This is a genomic window from Vibrio sp. 2092 (genome assembly GCF_033339635.1).
GTDB classification, from domain to species: Bacteria; Pseudomonadota; Gammaproteobacteria; order Enterobacterales; family Vibrionaceae; genus Vibrio; species Vibrio alginolyticus.
In genome coordinates this window covers 94671-111679 of record NZ_JAWOUY010000008.1, presented here as the reverse complement: position 1 = coordinate 111679, position 17009 = coordinate 94671, and the positions used below count along the sequence as shown (strand labels likewise).

The following is a 17009-nucleotide window of genomic DNA, read 5'->3' as shown; positions in this document are numbered from 1 at the left end:
ATAGAGCTGTCAGCCTTCTACTTAAACTTCAGAGAGATGTTTAATTCTGATTTTGAACTGCGTTTAGTGGCTGTCATTACTTAACTCGTCCCAACTAATAGTGGTAGGTGTCAGTCAAGGGGTGAATTGAGATAGGAAGTCTAGATATTGTTAGGAAATATGAAAATCAATATTGTCATATTCCAGATATAACAATATTGATAGTTCTAAGAGACCCAACTCAATAACTTGAGACGAAGATGTCAGCGAATCAATACTGAAACCTTGGTTGTAAAGCGATGTTTATAATTAAATAGCAAAACAATCCAATGTTTTACCAGCATCAAGTGCTTTTTGGATAACCGATGGCGTACGACCTTGGCCAGTCCATGTCTTTTCTACACCATTGTCATCAACGTATTTATATTTAGCCGCTCGAGCCTGACGCTTTCCCTTACTCTTGACCTTTTTCGATGAAAGTGCCGAGACAAGTTCATTAACATCAATACCCTGCTCTTTAATCTGTTTTGCTATTGCAGCGAGCTTTGCTTCTCTCTCTGCTTGCTCGGCTCTTAAAACTTCCTCTTCTTCACGTCGTTCTTCAACAATTGTTGTTAACTTATTGTGAGCCTCTTCAAGCTGATCTAACGTGAGATCTCGAGAAAATACCCTTAGATTGCGGATGTTAAATAATATTTTTTCTAATTCGTTCATATTGGCGCCTAGTATTCCTTATATAACGTAAGAGTTGAAAGCTTCATTTATTGAAAATGTAATCTATAACAGTTCACAAATTATGAAATCAAATCGCTTCATATTCTATAAATGATTTTTTGAATTGTAAATCGATACAATACACTTATAGTTATAACAAGAAAGAAGTGCCACCTCTTTATTAATGACAATGCAAATTTAATTTCCCATAGTACTAACACCAATCAAACACCAGGTTAAGTCATTTATTAGCAATTATTCGACTTAGTTAAATAAAACGCGATAGAACCAACATCAACTAACTTTCGTTACTATTGGTAATCGATAAAAAACTCAATTTACTCACTTGCATACGGCTCAATCCATAAAGTGAATGATTATGTATTAAAATTGACCATATAACATTGATGTCACATAATCCCATTACTAACACGATGGTCTTACCTTTACAGCTTCCAATAATAACTCATTGTATTATCGAGCCTAATAGCTTAGACTCTTCATAAAAACCACACACATAGTAATGCTTTTGTAAAAATTCAACATGCATACGCATGTTTGAAGTTTAACAGGCTAAATTAATCCAGAGCGATATGGACAAAGTAGTAATGCAACAACCAACACAAATCTATCAGTTCTTGGATTTTCTGGTAGACGCTATTTTAATCGTCGATCAGAACTCTAATATTTTATTCGCGAATCAGTCATGTAATCAACTATTTGGGTATGAGTCAGAGGGAATGGAAAACCTTAGCTTAGAAAAGCTTCTACCAGCCACTCATAGTGAAATACATAAAGAAAAAGTTAAGCATTTCATAGAGTATCAGTCCCCAGCTAGGACCATGATGTCACGAAATATGTTGTCTTGTATCAAGTCAAATGGCGAGTCTTTTGCCGCAAGAATTTCGATTGCGAGCATCACACTGAATGGCGAGCGATGTGGCATAGCAACCATTCACGACTTCTCTACCATACAGGAATTTGTCGAAGACCTCCGCAGTAAGGTAATTACAGATCCGTTAACAAATTTATTCAATAGGCGACATCTTAATATTTTACTTGAAAAGCAGTCTCAAGCGATTTTTAACTCAAATTGCATGGGGATCGCTTACTTAGATTTAAACAAATTTAAAGCTATAAATGATTCATTTGGGCATGGTACTGGTGATCTACTTTTAAAAGAGATCTCCAGACGATTAACTGAAAGCCTGCGCAGCGATGATATTTGTTTTCGGTTAGGGGGAGATGAATTTCTTGTATTGTTTAATTTGACTAAACATTATGACAAAACTTCGGAAGCAAAGTCGATAGCGAATAAGCTTAATCAGCTAATTTCAACCCCAGTGTACGTAAGTGCACTCGGTCATGAAATAGCCATTAGAGCTAGCATCGGTATCGGTATATACCCAGATGATTCAAGTAGTTTATCTACACTGATAGAGTTAGCGGATAAGGCGATGTATAGAGCCAAAATTGAGAATGAGCCTTACATGTGTGTTTCCGAAAAAGCATTCGCTCCAGCAAATTCTGTAACTGAGTAAACCGAAGATTTTCGATTGAACCTGATGTCACAGATAGGTGTTACTTGCTGGCAATCAGTGACATCTATCAAATTACACAATGAGTAGACAACAAGGATAGGTGCCAAGCATTATCTATACACACTAACTCAAATATCATAGTCATTGAAACATCAGTATTGCAATCGCTTCGGTCAACTGAATACGTATTCAGTTGATTGCGGCCGCTCGGGCAATAACTGATCTGAGCGGAATGCTCCGAAATAAGCATACTGACGGAACTTTCAAACCTCCTAGCAAGAACGATCAATACCTTCCAGTTTAGTTTAGTCATAGCTACTTTTCGCTGTTAAAATATCCCCCGCTAACGTGATACACCTAAGGTAGCGAAAGGCTCCACAATACACACCATTGCATCAAATACTAGGTTATTATCTTAAACATTAACTTCACAACGGTTTCTACCGTTTCTTTTCGCTCTGTATAATGCATCATCTGCCTTTCTGATGGATTTGTGAAGCGATTGATCTGTTCCCGTCCAGTGAGATATACCTATTGATATGGTTAATTTATCTATATGTGCGAAGCTGTGTTGTTCAACATTCTTTCTGAGCCTCTCTGCCTTCGCAAATGCACTCTCGATACTCATCTCAGCAAGAAAAACGATAAACTCCTCCCCTCCTGTTCTGCATAAAATGTCCGTTTTACGAGATTGACATTTAATCAGATTAGACAGTTCTTTCAGAACCTCATCACCAATACTATGCCCATAGGTATCATTCACTTGTTTGAAAAAATCTATATCGATAGCCATGACTGAAAGAGGACTTTTCCTTTCTTCAAGTTTATCAACCGCCTCTTCGAAACCTCTTCGGTTGGTCAGTCCAGTCATTACATCAGTTAAGCGATCATTTTGCAGCTTTTCTATCGTATTCGAAACGTCGGTAAAGGTTTTAATAACAGCAGACTTCAATAAAAATGCCTCAAAATACCAAGGTTTTATTTTTTTTAAGCTAACAGCGTCAGAATGTTTGACGTTTGCTTTGTTAATTGATAGCGCTAACTGCCAAAGCGGTTTAGATATAGTGGAGGATGTCACCCATATAAATATAAAAGTAAATAAACTCAGAGGAATAGTGCGTACAAGAACAGATTGTAGTTGACCATCTAATATATCAAAGCTCACAGACTTCGATCTCTGAATAATAATGCCCCATCCTGTATTTTTTACAGGTGCATACCCAGCCAGTACGTCTTCTCCAAAATAGCTAATGGTTTCAACGCTACCTCCGTCACCTTGGAGTGCCAAGTCAACAGCATGGTTATTATCAACTGTCTTTCCTATAAGAAATTTATCAGGGTGGTAAATTATACTTTTACTATTATCAACGACATATAAATATGAACCATTGCTGTGACTGTGGTTATCGAGTAGAGAGTTTAATACATTATTATCCTTGAGGTATATTGTACCTCCTAAGTATCCCAGGAACTCCTTATTCGGAGAGAAAACTGGATACGAAATACAAATCAAGTAATTTCCTTTTGGTGAGACAAAAGGCTTGGTAATAAACGGTTGTGCTTTGTTTAATGATTGTAGCAGAGTTTCATCTGTTAACTGCATTCCTTCAGCTTTACTTATGTTTTTTGAAGTTGATAGGATAGCCCCTTTGTTATCGACCAAAACAGTAGAGTTAAACAAGCCAGCTTGCTCTTGCAATCGATTTAGTTCATGGTCAATGAGTTCTTTGCTATCAAAATCACTACCTAAAATATCTGCCGAATACTCAACTTGTCGCATTGCTGATTTAGTAAAGACTTCCGTCACCTCAGCCATTTTTTGGGCGTAAGCATAGTTTGTTTCCATGGAATTACGTATAAGCTGTTCACGCTGAACCTGATAAATTGAGAAAAAAGTATTGAAAAGTGTAATCGACACACTGAATATACAGATAAAAAGAATTAGTTTTCTGAGGTTGAACGTTTGTCTATTGATAGCAAGCATAAATTTAAGTTTGATCCATGGTAAAAGGCATAACTAAAGCTTATAAATTATATCCACTCATAATCCCTAAAATGAAAGTAAAATCAAGAAAAGAGTCAGACTATATTGCTTTTTATCAATTAGCGATGTAAGGAGTTCAAAAACTAACCAATTAGCAAATCCATCATAAACCTATCTGAGTCCATGAAAATGGTGCCTTTCGACATCGCCATTGCTGAGAAACTGACAAAACGATAAGATTTTATTAATCATTGTGGAGTTCACAAATAAACTCTCCACTGAGCCAACTCCTCCGTTACCCCTATCCCATTTTAGAGTACTGACCTCAGCACGAATAAATCCATGTCAACTGTTACATCTCGACCTCAAGCTCATCATCCCTCCATTCATATGTAAGTATGTAGAAACAGGACTGTTTATTCGAATGGCTTTGATAAACTAATTTGCTTACGATATAGATATAACATCAAAATTGTTGATCCATACACCCAAGTGACTAAACTGGTAGTAGCCTCGTCACCGATTTATCAATTAACCCCAATATGAATATGCTCGGCAGACTCTACCCCACATGCACTCTTATCAGGTTTGGTGAATGATTATGGTATAGCTACTGCCCTGGCGACCCTGCATGCAATCATAACCTTCACTCTACCTAATCCAGAATGACATCATTATCGTTGCCAATTTTTATCACCAATATAAATAATGGGATATTCATGTGCATATCAAACAGGTAACAATACTAATGAGCCTATCGCTTACAAATCTAAGTCTTCTAATTCTTTCAGTATTTGAACCTTGATATCATCAGGACAACTACCATATTTGGCTTGTAGTTGCTCAAAAGAGTTTAAGTCATGACAGACACAAAGTAATGACACAGACTTCTCACTACCACTTAACAAAGGAAAAGTAATTGCAAAGCCAATCAAGCTGAAATTGAACCAATCAATTTCCTCGTTAAACTTGGTTTTTAAACGCATTGCTTCATCTATTTCATTACCCCGACGTTTCAACTCGATAAGTTCAGCCAGTGTCATGTGATTCGATTTCGCGATTTGATAAAGTCTCGATAATTTTGATTTGTAACGCTTGCTGATTCTTCTCATATTCTGCACTCTATAATTGTCATCGTTTCAGTCATGCTCATAAGCATGACAAATACGAAAGTAAAGTGATTAAATCAGTTTATAGTTCACAGCCTTATGAAAATGGGCAGTATCCGTTTGCGAGATTGCTAGTTTCAAACCACAATACGGACAATGAATGATGTTAAACGCGGTTTGCCACAGCAACTCTCCTACCTCATTAAGTTCGTGGCTCAGTTCTAGATCCATTTCTGTTGCGGTTTCAGAGACAAACAAAAACCATTGTTCTTCAGTTGTGTAGTGATCTGTATAGTACACTTGAACTTCCTTCGGCATTTGTTCGCATTGATGCTGCTTCGTCATAATATCTATCCCGATTCACGTTAAAAGAAACAAAACATTTCGCTTTCTTTGACTTGCTCTGTACGTCTTGACTTGTAAGGATTACATCCAAACAGCCCAGGAACACGCGATTCTTTCTGTTTTTGGCTAATTTGCGCTAGTTGAGTTTTGATACTAACCTTTCGATTGGCAGATTCTTTTTAGTGACTGATGTATTTAGTTTAAATCTATGATGTTGGTCTTCAACAGTTAAACTGTTAGCTTTAAGTAACGCTTCGCTATCTGAGATTAGACAATCATCTTGACAATTTAAACCATTATTTAAATCGCTATTAATAACTTTTCGTTCTGTTTTTTTATATACGTACTTACGACAATTCACTTTGACCACCTTTTTAATCTAGATAATGTTTAATACCACTTTAATAAAACACATTTAACAAGCATTGTAAATATAAAATTAAAAATATAAATCAAATAAAACCTTTTATTTATTAAAAGTTTCTGCCGCCATAAAAAGCATATAAAAACCTCTCATTAAACTTATAGTTAGTAATCATTTTGTTGATAACAATATAACTAGTTGGCGGCAGATATTAAAAATCTACATTCATGAAAATGGCACTAGCTTACAAAATATTTAGTTAACTGAACGAACCTTGTTGTGGTTTTCAGTAAATAAATACGATATGTCCAACAACACAATTCAATAGACCATACTATTAATAATCGTTCTTCTGACTCGTAGAGTCAGTAAATAGCATGCTAGCGCATGCAGATAACGAATAGTTTATCGTGCATTTAAGGGAACATAGGATTTAATTTTTAATATAGTATATAGATATTTATCATGTTCCCTATTTTAGGTTTTTAACTGTCTGATTAATAGTCACAATTATAAAGTGTGGTTATCAAAAATTGCAGCCTATTAATTTCCTTTTTATTGGACATAAGTTTAACCAAATGTATGTGATGGTGGGCATACTATCGATTTTTAAATGGTTAATCCACATCTGGCTGCTTATCTCTGCCTGACAGAGTAAACATTATCATGAGCAATCTCAGATGCCCTTGGTCTAGTTTATGCCTATGGCATCGCCGCTCTATACTTAATGTATCATAAGAACCGCTGCATAAGTACGCAGCTTACCTAAGCCATATGCCCTACAGTCCAACCGTCCAACCGTTAACATCATCAGGCTTTCAGTACACTGACTAGTATTATTTCTCTAAGACAATACTTACGACGATAACAGACTGTTCACACCCAGTACAAAACCCTATAGCCATCGAGGTACATGTGATACCAGTCAATATCTCAATCTAGTAAGTGACCTCGATGTTTCGCATATCAATTGCATATAAGACACTGAATACTAATTAATCGTCCTTCTGACTCGTAGAGTCAGTAAATAGCATGCTAACGCATGCAGATAACAAATGGTTGGTTGTACATTTAAAGGGAACATAGGATTTTATTTTATATATAAGGTATATAAATTTATCATGTTCCCTATTTAAAGCATCTAACTAATTGATTAATCATCTTCATTTTAAAATATAACCAATAATAAAACCGAACTAATCCCAATCGATTTTTCACATTAAAACTCAAACTAACACAATAATAATTACTTAAGTAGTTATTTATGTATAATATTAACACTCAGCATAAATTGACAAAAAACATTAACTTTCTCTAAAGTTAACAGCATATTCGATTGAATTAATTGGTAAATTTCTTTGACTTGAAAATTACTTTTTATTATAAGTAATTTTTTGTTCATATTTTTATATCCAAAGGATACAATAATAAAAAACAAAAATAACGAATTAATCATGCTAAGTATAAAACCAATAATAAACATCAAAAATCCATATTCTAATAAGTGCGTCCTTTTTGTTGGCACTCCTGAAGATATATCATTTTATAACGACTTCAGAAACGATGTAGCCCTGACATCCGCTTCAATCGCTTCAAAAACTTACAATGGCAAAGCACATACTCTTTCCTACATTAACGTCAGCAAAGATGTTAATGATGAAGAGTTGGTTGATGCGGCAAAAGTAGCTTGTCAACGCGACATTACAATCCGATATAATGGTCAAATGCTTTCAAACAACCCAATAACCTACGGTTTTAGCATTTATTCAGGTATTTATCAAATCAAGCCTATCGAAGAGGTAAAACTGCTCGCGATTAAAGAACTAATCAGTGCCGTTCCACTGAGGTTATCACGTGATGATGCTATAGCAGTTGCTAGCGAACAACTTAACATCGACAACTTGGAAGCTCAAGAACTAGTTAATATGTATAAGGATCCAATCTTAAGTACAGTGGATGATTTAGTCAGCTTAAAAAGTGCTTTAAATGTGTCAGCAATTCGAGAAATTGATTTCACCGCCAGTCGTGTAAATCTTCTTAGAGCATCAATGTCTTTGGGTAAGACGACTACTGCTATTGAAATTGCCAAAAAAGTACTTTCTTCAAACCCTGATGCTAAAGTTGTTTATATCTCCCACATAGAAGCTTTAGGTCAATGTTTTAAAAACAAGCTTCAATCTCAATTTTGTACAAAACTATCTACCTGTGATCATAAAGAAATGAACATTGGTAAGCTAGAGTCAGCGTCAGTACTGACGACAACGATTAATAGTCTACCAGGGCTGCTATTCGAAGTTTTACAAGCAGATTTGATTATCTGGGATGAGTGCGAAAAAGGCATCACAGCAACTAAAGGTAGTCACTTTCAAAATTTGGACAGTCAGTTGAACAGCTATGAGTCTCTAAAGTCGGTTGTTGAAAATGCTAAGTGGTTAATTATGATGGATGCTGACATTTCTGAAGATATCAGCGGCAATTTCGTCAGGAGTATCGGTAAAGATGACATTGCTATATATAACGTTGATGACTACTCAGCCTATAAAAACAGAACCGTATCCATAAAAGACCGTGCTACCGTTTTAAACTCCCCTTTCAATGAACGCCTATATGCTTTCGATTGTTTGAAAACAATGTGGCGTTCCATCAAACGTATGGGTTACAAAAGTAATAACAATGGGTGTTATAAAAAAGCGCTTCAAGCAGGGATCTTAGTCGTTTGTTCAGATACTAAACGTCAGCCTGAAGTCATAGATTTCATTTCAGACCCGAATGTCGAAGCGCAAAAGTATCATAAAATTTTCTATTCGCCTTATATCGGCTGCGGTGTGAGTATTGAAGAGCACTATTCAGACACTATTACCATTATAAGTAACAGTGTACTTGTTCCAAATTCTCTGGTTCAGTTAGCATTACGTTTTAGAGCAGTCAAAGAAATTCACTTTGCGGTATCTAGAGATCGCAATAGTTACCTTTTACCAGCTAAACCAGTGGTCAGCGATAAGTTCACATTTAATGATATGGTAGGACTACACGAAGCGCAGTCAACGGTTCTGAAAGCGAATATGCCTGTTGCATTAATAGCGACTCTCGAAGCACTGGGGTTTGAATCAATTTCCATCGAAACAAGTTCATCAAACAAGAACAAACATAAACAACAGTTAGCTGCCAGAAACCGAGTTGACTCTAACGAGGAGGCCCATGCAATCTCAGAAGCTCAAGATATTTCTGCACAAGAAGCAACTTCGATTATAGAATCAGGTAACGCTACAAATGAAGAAAAAGCGTCTGCGGATAAGTTTCTTTTGGCAAAGGAGTTTGGCATTCCTTCAGTTGATGTTAATGTTGAGTTGGTTAAGTTTGATCGACTATTTAAACTTAGAGATGAACTTCTTTCACTACAAAATAAAGAACTACGTGAGAGATTAACCCCAGATGGAAAAAGAATATTATCTGTGGCTAATACTGTGATTGGAACACTCGGCTTAAGCTATAATGAAAAAGTCGTTATTTCGAATGAAAACTATATAGCGGCCTACTCTCAAATGAAGATTAAGCATAACCAAATTGTTTTGTCAAAATATAATGGCATTTCATTCCGAACAAGTGCAACAGTGAATAATATTACACAGATAAAAAGAAGCGTTAATCACTTTCTTAAAATTCTAGGATTTAGTTGTAAAAATGAAGGCAAGTCAACTTGTAGGAAAAGCACTGTAGAACTTCATCCTTTCTCAAAAAGTTACTTAAATAAACATCTAAATACAGCAATACGTTTGAATTCCTATAGAAGTTCGTGTCATAGTTCGTTCATTTTGAATCATCGTGGTTTCTAATCTATGAAAATGATCTTCGAAATGCAGTATCGGCGTACAGAAAAGTTTATCTATAAACGTGAAGAGATCTGCTCAATCTTTAGAAGTGATGATATTGAGCAGATCATCGCAAAACACGACTACATCGTCAGTATTGATTTTGAGAGATTTGTTTACTTGCGTTCAACATTGCCGCCTGATTTTTTTGACCAACTAGCCTTGTCACTGCGAGATGGCGAACTGTGTTATATATCTTTCGAAGATGCCCTCTCAAGGTGGAGTGTTATCTCTCAGATCCCGATGATTTTAATTCTGGGTACAACAGGGGAATCAGGTTTTTATAAGACTAGGTTTGGCAGTATTGAGTTTGTCCATGTTCCTCATAGTCGAGAGGTAATAATTTCAAATACGACCGAACCTTATTACGCTATTCGATTAGCTAAGAAATTTTTTGCTTTTGAAGACTTAAAACGGATTGATAGGAACATGCATCTTATCGATTACGAAGAACTCTATTGTGATGATTAAATAATTAAAATGATAAACCTTTACTTTTTATAGAATTTAATTGACTTTAATCATCATCAGTTATAACTTAAAAACAGACGCGTTAAACACCCCGCGTGTCACTTAATAAATCTACAATAAACGAAGTTTTGGGGTAAGTTTATTAAGGATTTATTATGCAAAATTTGAAGAACTATCAAGAACAGTCAAATAATCAAATTTCTTTGATTAACCCCCCCCTGCTCACTAGTCATGACATTTGTTTAAACGGCAGAAAGTTACATATCACTTCGCCACTAGACCTGTGCCTTACTTTTGCACAATCTATGGAACTTGTGCTCCTTTCGTATATCAAATTGAACGATGGTTCCGTTATTATGGCAACCTTTTCAAGCTTGTTTTTAAGTCAGATAGAAAGTGAGGAGGACATTTTAAACTTAGTGTTTGCTCTCAATAAATCTCACTTTAGAAATGTAACTGATAATAGGCAACTTCAACTTTATCTTTTTGATGATGTCGATAACAACTCCGAAATGGATGATTTCTGTTACTCTTTCTCAATTAACGACTGGCTCAAACAAGTTAAGACCCATCAAATCTCGTAAAACCATATTTTTACTCTATGTTAATCTTTCCCCCAGATTGATTGTTGCCAGCGTGTTAACGCTGGCTTTTATCGTCTTGCCTACCTCACATTTATGCTCAATAAAACACCCATCAACACTATCTGGATTGATGTCAGACCCAAAATGGTTCATACTTAAAACATTAAATAATTCACGATAATTGCTATGGAACAACTTAGCTACGCTCAAAAACAACGTTTGTCTTATATAGATTTCCGTTTGATGTTTGTGGGCCATTTTTCGCGAGCTGAAGTCGTCGCACATTTTAAGATGGGGCTATCCAATGCCACTCGGGACATTAACCTGTATAAAGAACTGGCTGGCGAGAATCTTGTGTACGACAATGCCGAGAAGCGTTATTTCCAAACATCATGTTTTACGCCACTTTTTGACTATGATACGCAAAAAGCGCTGAGTCAGCTTACGCACAACTTCAGTGATGGCATCGACATAATGGAGGATGTTCGTTTCCCTGTTGAAACACCGAGTCAGCTTGCTGTACCCGATATCCACATTGTTTCTAAGCTAACCCAATCAGCACTCAACAACAAAGCGGTATCGATTGAATACATTTCTCTAGATAGTGGCCCAAGCAAAAGAACGATAGTACCACACACATTAGTGAACAATGGTCTTCGATGGCATGTACGTGCCTACGATATGAAGAGCCATGAGTTTCGTGATTTTGTTGTTACTCGTATAACTAAAGCCAAACTGCTGGATCTAGCGGTATCAGAGTCTCAATCCAAGATGTCAGATAACCAATGGTTACGTATCGTTCCATTAGAGCTAGTACCCCATCCCAAAAATATTAAGCACCCCAAAGCCATTGAGTTGGATTACAACATGAATGATGGTGTTTTATACCTCGATGTTAGAGCCGCTATTGCTGGCTATTTATTACGAAGACTAAATGTCGATTGTTCTGATAGTGCCAGATTACTATCTCCAGAACACCAACTATGGCTGCGTAACAGTCCAACACTTTATGGTATCGAAAACCTACACTTAGCCGCAGGCTATGAGGGAAATCGAACTCAACTTCATTCTTTAGGAAACATCGATGTCTGAACACAAACGCTACTTGGGCGATCTTATTGGTGGTAGTTTAATGCTCCGTGAAAGCCAAATCATTGCCGACCTGCTATTAACAGAACCGACCTTAGAGGATTGGAACAAAGCGATTGTAGAAGAGAACATCTTGCAAAAGCCTTCAGCTGCGTCAGCTAAACGCAATGCCGCGACTATCAAAAAGCGTCTGGAGTCGTTAAACAACGAGTACCTTCAAAAATTAGCTTATAGCGGTACAGAAGAAGCAACACAGTTAATGTTCGCTGCAACATTAATCAACGCCCCTATCCTAGCGGATTTCATGCGAATCGTAGTAACAGACGCAAAGCGTATGTATAGAGAAGCATTGAACGTAGATGACTGGCAGCATTTTTGGCAGGAGCGCGGACGCTTATACCCAGGTTTACTGGAGATGTCAAAGTCATCTACATATAAGATATCCCAAGTCGCGTTCAAAGTTTTAGCAGATGCAGGCTATATAGACTCTACCAAACACAAAAAACTCATGAATATCTTTGTCTCACCTGATGTACGCAGTCTCCTATCAGAGATGGATAGAGATGATATCGTCAGAGCAATGGAGCCATAATGCAAACAGTACAGCAACTCCAGCAACGTTTGGAAAAAGTGCAAGACAGACTGGAAAGTGATGAATTTCTTACCAATAAAGAATTAGGCGGTGAGATAGGCTTCTACATTTTCGACTACCCTGCTGAGCACGAGATTATTGTTCGAGAGCATATCGACTTTTTGACTAAAAAACTGGCATCACGCAGTGAAATCACAGGAAAACGCTTCGCGTGTATCAATTTGTATGAAATGGTCGTCGAGTTACTGAAGTCTCGTAAGCTCCTCGACCGAGCTTACAAGATGCAATTTGAGAAAGGTGATGATGCTTTATTCAAAGCACTGAAAGGCCCACTTGAACAAAATCGGTTTGCTGAATTTATTGTGAAACAGGCTAATGTACTTGAATGTGACTTCATTATCTTACACGGCCTAGGTAGTGTCTGGCCTATCATTCGCGGGCATGGTCTTCTCAATGCATTGCATGCCAAAGTGGGGAACGTGCCTACCGTAATGTTTTATCCTGGTGAATACGATGGAGCAACATTAAAACCATTCGGCCGTATCGAATCAAATAACTATTACCGTGCGTTCAAACTCGTCCCATAGTCAATAAAAAGTATATGACGATGAACTTGCAAACTTACAATAAGCATGTTGGTTAGAAAAAGAATGAATATTAAACAACTTTTTACGAAAGATATCGCTCGCCCTATCAATGGCGTTGTTAAAGCAGATCAAACCGAAAATGAAACCGTCTTTGTCGAACTTGATGAATACGTCATCACGAATGAACTAAAAGAGCATATAGAGAACTTTTTTAAATTTTATATGCCCTCTGTGTACGATCCAGAACAAGCTGCGATCACTGGCAAATCAGGGATTTGGGTTTCTGGCTTTTTTGGTAGCGGTAAATCGCACTTCATCAAGATCCTGTCATACCTGTTGAAAAATGTGTCAGCTACTGATGGAAAAACGACTCGCACAGCGTTTGATTTTTTCTCTGAAAAATTGAAAGACGATGCATTCCTAGTTGGTGACATTGAAAAAGCGATCCAGAAAGACAACAAAGTTATCTTATTCAATATTGATAGCCGAGCCGACACTGATGACAAAGAAGATGCGATTCTTAAGGTCTTCCTAAAAGTATTCAATGAAGAAATGGGCTACTCAGGCGATCATGCGCATATTGCCCACTTGGAGCGAGAACTGGATTCTCGTGGACAGTTTGAAGGCTTTCAAACAGCCTTTGAGTCAATCACAGGTGAAAGTTGGCTAGAACAACGGGATTCCTATGATTTCTACCGTGATGAAATGGCAGAAGCACTGGCACAGGTTACGGGGCAATCATTAGATTCCACTAAACTGTGGGTTGAGAAAATTGAAGAAAACTTCCCTCTGGATATTGCGAATTTCTGTAAGTGGGTAAAAGAATACCTTGATGGAAATCCCGATCGCCGCTTGCTCTTCTTCGTCGATGAAATCGGTCAGTTTATTGGTAAAAACACCCAGATGATGCTGAAACTACAAACTATCACCGAGAATCTCGGAACAATTTGTGGTGGTCGCGCTTGGGTGATCGTGACTTCTCAAGCCGATATCGACTCCATTGTTGGGGGTATGCAAGGCTCAAAAAGCCAGGATTTTTCCAAAATCCAAGGTCGATTTGAACGTATTTCGCTTTCTAGCTCCAATACAAATGAAGTCATCGAAAAACGTCTACTCAGTAAAACAGAGGAAGCCAAGAGTCACCTATCTGAACTCTATGATGCCAAAGGCGATATCATTCGTAGCCAGTTGAGTTTTGAACAAAGCAATGCGGCTGAGATGGCGAACTATCAAAGTAGCGATGACTTCATCAATACCTATCCATTCGTGCCGTACCAATACAACTTGGTACAAAAGATCTTCACAGGTATCAGTCGTGCTGGTGCTTCAGGGCAGCACATGAGTCGTGGTGAGCGTTCGTTGATTGACGCCTTCCAAATCGCCTCAAAAGAGTTTGCCGATAAAAACGTGGGTCGCTTGATCCCAATTCACAGTTTTTATCACTCCATTAAGAAGTTTCTTGATGATGCTGTCGTGCGTGACATTAACCATGCCGCAGACAAATCTTCCATCGATGAATTTGCAGTTCAAGTTCTGCAAACCTTATTTATGATCCGTTACGTCGATGAAGTTAAATCTAATATTGATAACTTGGTAACCCTTTGCATCAGCGAAATTGATCAGGACAAACGCGCGTTGCGACTGGCTATTGAGGCTCGTCTCGAGGTATTGGAACGTAACAACTTAATTGCTCGACAAAACGATGAATACATTTTCCTTACTAATGAGGAAAAAGAGATCGAAGAAGCGATTAAGAAGACCGATATCGAACCTTCAGATGAGACAACCGAACTGAGTAACATCATCTTTAACGAGATATTACGTCGCAACAACAACTACCGTTACCCTGAGAACAAGCAAGATTTTCCAGTGGCTCGTTTTTGTAACGGTGTTCCTTTTGATCGCAATTTAGACAGTGATATTTTGCTGAAAGTTGTTTCAACTATTGATAACAGTTACGACGAATACAACGACGCTACCTGTGCAAACTTTTCATCAGATTGTATTCTTGTCAAATTGAATGATAACCCACGCCTATTCGATGATCTTCGTACTTATATTAAGGCGGAAAAATTCATTCGCAAAAGCAGTAGCGCCTCAGGTTCGAGTCAAGAACAGATCCGCCGCGATAAAGCCAACGAGAACATGAATCGTCGTAAGCGATTAGTCGGAGATCTCGAAGAACTCATCAAAGAGTCTGATTTTTACACGCTTGGCTCTGGCTTTGATGCAAAAGGTAGCTCACTTGCCGTCATGCTAGAGGGAGCCTATCGCTACATCATTGAAAATACTTTCGGTAAGCTCAAACTGATCAAGCCATTCCCTGGAAATATCCTAAGCGAAATTCAGCAAACTTTAGCTGCTGGCGATACGGCACAGATTGGCCTCGACTTAGCAGGTGAAGAAGCCAATCCACTCGCAGTTCTTGAAATAGAACAGCACGTTTCATTAAGTGACGACCATGGTTACGCGGTCACAGCGGCCGATATCATCAAGAAGTTCTCAAAGCGCCCTTATGGTTGGAACACCGATGAGATCATCCTAATATTGGCACGTCTTGGCCTCGCCAATAAACTTGTGTTTCAGGCTAACCAACAGGAAGTCCCGTTAAAAGGCTTATATGAGCATCTAAGTAAATCTCAAAAAAGAGCGAACCTGCGTATTCGCCGTATCAAGCAACAATCTGAAGCTAATCTGAAAAAAGCAGCGAAGCTGTATAAAGATCTTAGCTTTGGCACCGCTCCTAGCGCCGAAAAAGAGTTATTTAACTCAGCAGTTGAAAAGTTAAATCAATGGCTGACTAAACTGAGACGATTCAAATCTATGTCATCGACTGGTCATTACCCTGGTGGTAACGAGATCGATGATGGCATTATGTTGTTATCAGGCTTAACGGAAATCAAAACCAGCTTCCAGTTCGTTGATGAATTCATCGCTAAAACCAACGACCTGCTCGATTTTGAAGAAGAGTATGAGTTACTGGAAAACTTCTACGAAACTCAGTTTACAAGTTGGCAAGGGCTAGAGCGTGCTTTAAATATCACCTTCTCCGCGAACCGTGCGTTCCTTGAAAAAAATGCGGAGGCAATGGCTGCACTTGATAAACTTACTGCTATTTATCACAACGCATCACCGTATCGAGATATTCGTAATATTCAACCTTTGGTTGAGACGCTGACCTCAATCAATAACCAACTGATTGAAAAACAGCAAACTTATACCATTAAAAAGCTCGAACAACGTATTGGTGAAGTTAAAGAACTGATTGAAAACGCTGGAGCAAGTGCAGAGATCAGCAATAAAGCATTATTGCCTTTCCAGAACGCAATTAAACGCGTGCAACGTGAAAACAGTGTTTCGCAGATTAAGCACGAGCTTATCGAAGCGGATGATTGGTTTAACGATGCGGAAAAGGCAGTGAACGCCTACATTCTTCAGCAGCAAGCACTAGCGGAAAAAACGCAAGAAACACAATCTTCAAATTCAGAAGCCACCGACTCACCATCATCAACGAATCAGTCTGCTGCGAACTATGGTTCATCGACGACAGAAGCAATGCCTGTCCGCGAAAAAGCGCCCAAGGCAAAGCCTACTCAAGCAATTGATGCGATGGAAGTCTACAGAGAAGTCTCTGAGGCGACTTATATGGAAACCGTCGAAGATGTTGAAAATTACCTGAAGGCGCTGCGCGATAAACTGGTCACTCTCGTTGAGAGTAACCATAAAGTACGCATTAAATAGCAGTGAAAAACAACAACCATTGAATTTCTGCCTGAGCGCA

Annotated in this window: 12 protein-coding genes; 8 read left to right on the top strand and 4 right to left on the bottom strand. The window is 38.0% G+C overall.

The features are described from left to right. Nucleotides 1–288: 288 nt before the first annotated feature. Nucleotides 289–693 (bottom strand): H-NS family nucleoid-associated regulatory protein, encoded by a 405-nt coding sequence (locus R7P80_RS15230; protein WP_225491805.1) that lies wholly within the window; start codon nt 691–693, stop codon nt 289–291. A 593-nt stretch (nt 694–1286) separates the two neighbouring features. Here R7P80_RS15230 and R7P80_RS15225 point away from each other — a divergent pair. Continuing rightward, nucleotides 1287–2234: a sensor domain-containing diguanylate cyclase gene (locus R7P80_RS15225; RefSeq protein WP_225491804.1), complete on the top strand. Its 948-nt coding sequence runs from the start codon at nt 1287–1289 to the stop codon at nt 2232–2234. Nucleotides 2235–2649: 415 nt separating this feature from the next. Here R7P80_RS15225 and R7P80_RS15220 read toward each other — a convergent pair whose 3' ends face one another. The 3 genes from R7P80_RS15220 to R7P80_RS15210 all read right to left on the bottom strand — a co-directional run bounded on the left by R7P80_RS15220 (nt 2650) and on the right by R7P80_RS15210 (nt 5672). Then, the gene (locus R7P80_RS15220; protein ID WP_225491803.1) at nt 2650–4080 is read right to left on the bottom strand and encodes a sensor domain-containing diguanylate cyclase; all 1431 of its coding nucleotides are present in this window, start codon (nt 4078–4080) and stop codon (nt 2650–2652) included. Nucleotides 4081–4979: 899 nt separating this feature from the next. After that, nucleotides 4980–5261, bottom strand: a complete 282-nt coding sequence (locus tag R7P80_RS15215) for a hypothetical protein (RefSeq protein ID WP_318096712.1) — start codon at nt 5259–5261, stop codon at nt 4980–4982. 138 nt (nt 5262–5399) lie between these two features. Continuing rightward, nucleotides 5400–5672, bottom strand: a complete 273-nt coding sequence (locus R7P80_RS15210; protein ID WP_225491801.1) for a hypothetical protein — start codon at nt 5670–5672, stop codon at nt 5400–5402. A gap of 1818 nt (nt 5673–7490) precedes the next feature. Between R7P80_RS15210 and R7P80_RS15205 the strand changes: the two genes are divergently transcribed. The 7 genes from R7P80_RS15205 (at nt 7491) to brxC (ending at nt 16969) form a co-directional block, all read left to right on the top strand. Beyond that, on the top strand, nt 7491–9869 hold the full coding sequence (locus R7P80_RS15205) for a hypothetical protein (protein ID WP_318096711.1): 2379 nt from the start codon (nt 7491–7493) through the stop codon (nt 9867–9869). A 3-nt stretch (nt 9870–9872) separates the two neighbouring features. Continuing rightward, a complete protein-coding gene (locus tag R7P80_RS15200; protein WP_225491799.1) occupies nt 9873–10376 on the top strand; it encodes a hypothetical protein in 504 nt (167 codons plus the stop codon). Nucleotides 10377–10531: 155 nt separating this feature from the next. After that, the gene (locus tag R7P80_RS15195; RefSeq protein ID WP_225491798.1) at nt 10532–10960 is read left to right on the top strand and encodes a hypothetical protein; all 429 of its coding nucleotides are present in this window, start codon (nt 10532–10534) and stop codon (nt 10958–10960) included. A gap of 186 nt (nt 10961–11146) precedes the next feature. Next, nucleotides 11147–12052 carry a WYL domain-containing protein gene (locus R7P80_RS15190; protein ID WP_225491797.1) on the top strand — a complete coding sequence of 302 codons (906 nt, stop codon included), beginning with the start codon at nt 11147–11149 and terminating at the stop codon, nt 12050–12052. Further along, nucleotides 12045–12641 (top strand): DUF1819 family protein, encoded by a 597-nt coding sequence (locus tag R7P80_RS15185; RefSeq protein ID WP_225491796.1) that lies wholly within the window; start codon nt 12045–12047, stop codon nt 12639–12641. Before R7P80_RS15190 ends, R7P80_RS15185 begins: the two co-directional genes overlap by 8 nt. Then, nucleotides 12641–13228 (top strand): DUF1788 domain-containing protein, encoded by a 588-nt coding sequence (locus tag R7P80_RS15180; RefSeq protein WP_225491795.1) that lies wholly within the window; start codon nt 12641–12643, stop codon nt 13226–13228. Before R7P80_RS15185 ends, R7P80_RS15180 begins: the two co-directional genes overlap by 1 nt. 63 nt (nt 13229–13291) lie before the next feature. Then, a complete protein-coding gene (gene brxC / locus R7P80_RS15175) occupies nt 13292–16969 on the top strand; it encodes a BREX system P-loop protein BrxC (protein WP_225491794.1) in 3678 nt (1225 codons plus the stop codon). Nucleotides 16970–17009 lie beyond the last annotated feature (40 nt).

Coding starts and splice junctions, on each gene's coding strand:
- R7P80_RS15230 (WP_225491805.1), bottom strand. CDS start 693: ATGAACGAATTAGAAAAAATATTATTTAACATCCGCAATCTAAGGGTA.
- R7P80_RS15225 (WP_225491804.1), top strand. CDS start 1,287: ATGGACAAAGTAGTAATGCAACAACCAACACAAATCTATCAGTTCTTG.
- R7P80_RS15220 (WP_225491803.1), bottom strand. CDS start 4,080: ATGGAAACAAACTATGCTTACGCCCAAAAAATGGCTGAGGTGACGGAA.
- R7P80_RS15215 (WP_318096712.1), bottom strand. CDS start 5,261: ATGACACTGGCTGAACTTATCGAGTTGAAACGTCGGGGTAATGAAATA.
- R7P80_RS15210 (WP_225491801.1), bottom strand. CDS start 5,672: ATGACGAAGCAGCATCAATGCGAACAAATGCCGAAGGAAGTTCAAGTG.
- R7P80_RS15205 (WP_318096711.1), top strand. CDS start 7,491: ATGCTAAGTATAAAACCAATAATAAACATCAAAAATCCATATTCTAAT.
- R7P80_RS15200 (WP_225491799.1), top strand. CDS start 9,873: ATGAAAATGATCTTCGAAATGCAGTATCGGCGTACAGAAAAGTTTATC.
- R7P80_RS15195 (WP_225491798.1), top strand. CDS start 10,532: ATGCAAAATTTGAAGAACTATCAAGAACAGTCAAATAATCAAATTTCT.
- R7P80_RS15190 (WP_225491797.1), top strand. CDS start 11,147: ATGGAACAACTTAGCTACGCTCAAAAACAACGTTTGTCTTATATAGAT.
- R7P80_RS15185 (WP_225491796.1), top strand. CDS start 12,045: ATGTCTGAACACAAACGCTACTTGGGCGATCTTATTGGTGGTAGTTTA.
- R7P80_RS15180 (WP_225491795.1), top strand. CDS start 12,641: ATGCAAACAGTACAGCAACTCCAGCAACGTTTGGAAAAAGTGCAAGAC.
- brxC (WP_225491794.1), top strand. CDS start 13,292: ATGAATATTAAACAACTTTTTACGAAAGATATCGCTCGCCCTATCAAT.